Genomic DNA, 3,880 nt, shown 5'->3' with positions numbered 1-3,880 from the left:
TGGAGCAAAGCAAAGGGCGCAAGGAACGGATCATACCGATTCCGGCGGAGCGAATCGCCGACCTTATGCTTGCGATTGTCAATCCTTATTCGGTCGGTTTTATATCTCATTCGTTTAGCAAAGCCTGTAAACGGGCGGGCGTCAATGGTAAAACGATTCATTCCTTACGGCATACGTTTGCGCTTCGGAAACTCATGGAGACCGATAACATTTCCTTAGTCAAGGAATTGTTAGGGCATTCGAGCGTAACCGTTACTGAGATTTATACGAAGTTTCCGCCTGCCTATTTGGCACAGGTTTTCAAGGAACGCGGGATCAATCAGATTCCATTAAACCAAATGGTTTTAGCAAATTGAAAATGCAAGTTTGGAAGTGCAAAAGTGGATACCGACAGGATACCGATTGTAAATTCTCGTCTGGGGTCAAAGGATTAGGAATCCTCTATTCTATCCATTTGAACTACGAGGGCTCAAAAAGCGGGTAAAGTTATATTTATCGACGATAAATTACAAGATATTTTATACCAATATGACTAACGACACTTAAATAACAGTCTATCAAAAAATGCACTATTTTATCAGTTATTACGTTAAGAAACCGGATACTAAACTGGATACCGATATTTTACTAAAAAAGATCGTACTATTTTCGGAAGTTTTCTCGTAGAGAGCAGTCAAACATTACTTTCTCTTAACCAAATCGGATAAAAGTGTTGCGTTTTGCGTTACATTCGTGTAATATATGCACGGAGGCAATGATTATGAATGACGCAACTATTAACGTAAGAGTATCCAAAGAAGTCAAGGCTAACGCCGAATCGGTTTTGAAAGCATTGAATATCTCAATGTCGGGCGCTATCGATCTTTATTTGCGTGAGATCGCATTTCATCGCGGATTGCCATTTGCCGTAAGAATTCCAAATGAGGAAACCTTAAAGGCGATGCGCGAAGTCGAACAAGGCGCGGACTTGGAAGGATATTCCGATCCCGACGAAATGTTTCAGGCACTTGGTATATCTCAATTCGCGAAATAGTCTTGAAAATTCTTAAACCTACAAGTCAATTCAAAAAGGATTTAAAATGTACCGAGCGAAGAGGACTTGATCTTTCGGTTTTATACAATTTTCTCAAATTGTTATGTAACGAACAAATAATCCCGCCTGAGTATAAAGCCCATTTCTTACACGGAAATATGGAAGGTTATCGGGAATGTCACCTGAAACCGGGCTGGTTACTGATCTGGAAAGAGGATAAAAATAACCTGTACCTTACCAGAACCGGATCACATTCAGATTTATAATGACCCTCACAATTCGCAGATGGCCGGGCGATTGTCCAGCCTTTTTAGTTTACGCCTGCGCGAATTCTAATGACTATTACCAATTTATTTATCATGACCGGAGTAATTCCAACCGGTAAAAGACTTCGATTCCTGAATTGCTTTTAACGGATTTTTCTAACCGAAAACCAAAAACGGGCGGACGTATCAACAAACTATTTACATCGAAATATCTTTTTAGGCTACGATTACTTTCAATTAAAAAACATTATACTAACAATTAATGTCAATTATAATTCAGATTATTAATACCATCTCTTCATCTTACCTTAATTTGTTGAAATTTCACTTCATGAACATTTGGGATTTATCCCAGTTTAAATGCCGAATATTTCCCTTCTTATTTCATCAAAACAGCCTTGACGGACTGCCTATTTTCGCCGTTATAGACCTGGACAATGTAAACACCCGACGCGGCCCTAGCTCCATCCCAGAAACACTTATGTTTGCCTTCGGGTAAAATATTCCAGTGTTTTTCAAATATTTGCCTGCCGGACAGATCAAATATCCGGATAGTGACCGGCGCGGATTTTGGCAATTCAAATAGAATTTGAGCCACTGGATTGAAAGGATTTGGAAATACATTGAACAACCGGAACTCAGACGGTACTTTTATCGAAACGATCTCGTTGGAAGCGAGCATATTTTCATAATAATTGAATGTCCCATCATAATTACCAATGACCAGATCGTCGTCTCCATCGCCATCCAAATCCACAAAAGCAGGGGCCGAATTCTGCCCGCCCGTGACGCCGCTGACCGTCTCCGGTTTTTCAATCCAAATGCTGTCAGCATTCTCATAATATTGAATTTCATGAAAAAGATTACCTGTGACAAAATCGTAATCGCCATCTCCGTCCAAATCCGATAAGGTCGGTACACAGTAAGAACCAACATCAATGTTATCGAAAAATTCATTAATCTCAACCCAATCGGGAACGCTCGCAGACCCCTGATTTTCAAAGTAAAAGAGATTTCCGTTTTCATTGCCGGCAGCGAGATCCAAATCGCCATCAGAATCAAAATCAACGAGTCGCGGAACGGATAAACCGCCAAGTGCAATATCGGTTAAATGAGTATTATCTAAACTGAAACCGGTTCCGGTATTGACGTGCAGATAAAGATTACCGTTCAGGTCTCCGACAATCGCATCGGCCAAACTGTCACCGTTTATATCACCCAGAGTCACGGCAGAATAAATGGAGTGCTTCAAAGAGGAAAAACGACTACTGTTTTCTTTCCAGGCAGAGGCCGTAACCGTCCCGGTATTTTCGTAATATTTGATGTAGCCCAATTGGGTCCCGCAAATCATATCGAGATCACTATCGCCGTCAAAATCAAAAAAGAACGGCGAACTGGCCCCGCCTACATCAATGACCCCGCCAAAAAGCGTCTTATTCGCGGTCCAGGACGGTATGCTTGAAGTTCCCGTGTTGCGGTAATATAACAAAGGACCCGAAGCAGTGCCATAAATCAGGTCTAGTTTTCCGTCGCCATTCAAATCGGTAAGATCGGGAGAATTCCAATATGTATCGCCCCCCAAATTAGAAAAAACAGATGCATTCTGCTGCCAGACTGCATTGGCACTGTCACCATTATTCTGGAAGTAAATAAAACCATAAGTATCTCTTCCAACTAAAAGGTCAATATCATTATCGTTATCCAAATCCCCAAAAACGGGATAGGCATAGAGTCCCACATCGCCAATATTCGTTGAATTCAATTCTGAGAAAATTGGCTCCTGGGCGTTTCCGGTATTTGTGTAGAGCCTGACGGCGCCGCTCTCGCTGAAACCGAGAACCATATCATAGTCACCGTCACTATCAATATCTGTAAAATCCGGAATGGGATTGGAACCCGCATTGACATTTGGGAAAGAATCCGACCTTTCCGGAAAAATCGGTACTTGCGCAGTCCCTGAATTTCTGTAGAGAGTCAATCCTCTGTATCCACCAGCGATAAGATCAAGATCCCCGTCAGCGTCCAGATCGTAGAAGACCGCCATTTCAGCATCCAGCGTAGAAACATTCTGTAAAAGCGTGTCATTCAGCTGAAATTTTGGCGATGTGCTGCTCCCTACGTTCATAAAGCAGACAGGCAATTCGACGATATTACCGATTACCATATCCAGATCGTTATCACCATCCAGATCGGCGAAGCGCGGCTGGGAAAATGAAAGACTCGGAATGCCGCTGGGATTGAATATAGCATCATTTTGCTGCCAGGGTTGGGCTGTCAGAAGGTTTACCGCACATAACAGTGCAAGTGAAATTGACATTTTTCTTTTCATATACATCGCATTACCTATTTTAATGTTCAAACAAGACTAAATATACAAAACTGCTACTAATTTTTACCTAAAAATCCCATTTACATTGAAGAAAAAACTAGCTAAAGGTGTCCCTATTTGTTAAATTACAGTGATTTATAAAATATGAATCATTTAACAATAGGAGACACCTTAATGGTGAAAGAAAGATACAACCCTAAACCTATAAAAATCAATCCAATTCAGGCTGAATTTTCAGATCATCATCTAACC

Annotated in this window: 4 protein-coding genes; 3 read left to right on the top strand and 1 reads right to left on the bottom strand. The window is 41.2% G+C overall.

Annotation, left to right across the window (positions count from 1 at the left end; translation table 11 throughout):
• The first annotated feature begins 65 nt into the window (after positions 1 to 65).
• The 3 genes from COT43_10295 (at position 66) to COT43_10285 (ending at position 1,299) form a co-directional block, all read left to right on the top strand.
• Positions 66 to 356, top strand: a complete 291-nt coding sequence (locus COT43_10295; GenBank protein PIS27486.1) for an integrase — start codon at positions 66 to 68, stop codon at positions 354 to 356.
• Positions 357 to 754: 398 nt separating this feature from the next.
• Complete coding sequence (locus tag COT43_10290; protein PIS27485.1) at positions 755 to 1,033, top strand: type II toxin-antitoxin system antitoxin, RelB/DinJ family; 279 nt, start codon at positions 755 to 757, stop codon at positions 1,031 to 1,033.
• Between the two features lie 2 nt (positions 1,034 to 1,035).
• Positions 1,036 to 1,299, top strand: a complete 264-nt coding sequence (locus COT43_10285) for a type II toxin-antitoxin system mRNA interferase toxin, RelE/StbE family (protein ID PIS27484.1) — start codon at positions 1,036 to 1,038, stop codon at positions 1,297 to 1,299.
• 379 nt (positions 1,300 to 1,678) lie between these two features.
• On the opposite strand, the gene COT43_10280 is transcribed toward COT43_10285, so the two are convergent.
• Positions 1,679 to 3,634: a hypothetical protein gene (locus COT43_10280; GenBank protein PIS27483.1), complete on the bottom strand. Its 1,956-nt coding sequence runs from the start codon at positions 3,632 to 3,634 to the stop codon at positions 1,679 to 1,681.
• Positions 3,635 to 3,880 lie beyond the last annotated feature (246 nt).

The organism is Candidatus Marinimicrobia bacterium CG08_land_8_20_14_0_20_45_22 (genome assembly GCA_002774355.1).
Lineage (GTDB): Bacteria > Fidelibacterota > UBA2242 > UBA2242 > UBA2242 > 0-14-0-20-45-22.
The sequence above is the reverse complement of the archived record's forward strand: the minus strand, read 5'-3'. Positions and strand labels throughout refer to the sequence as shown.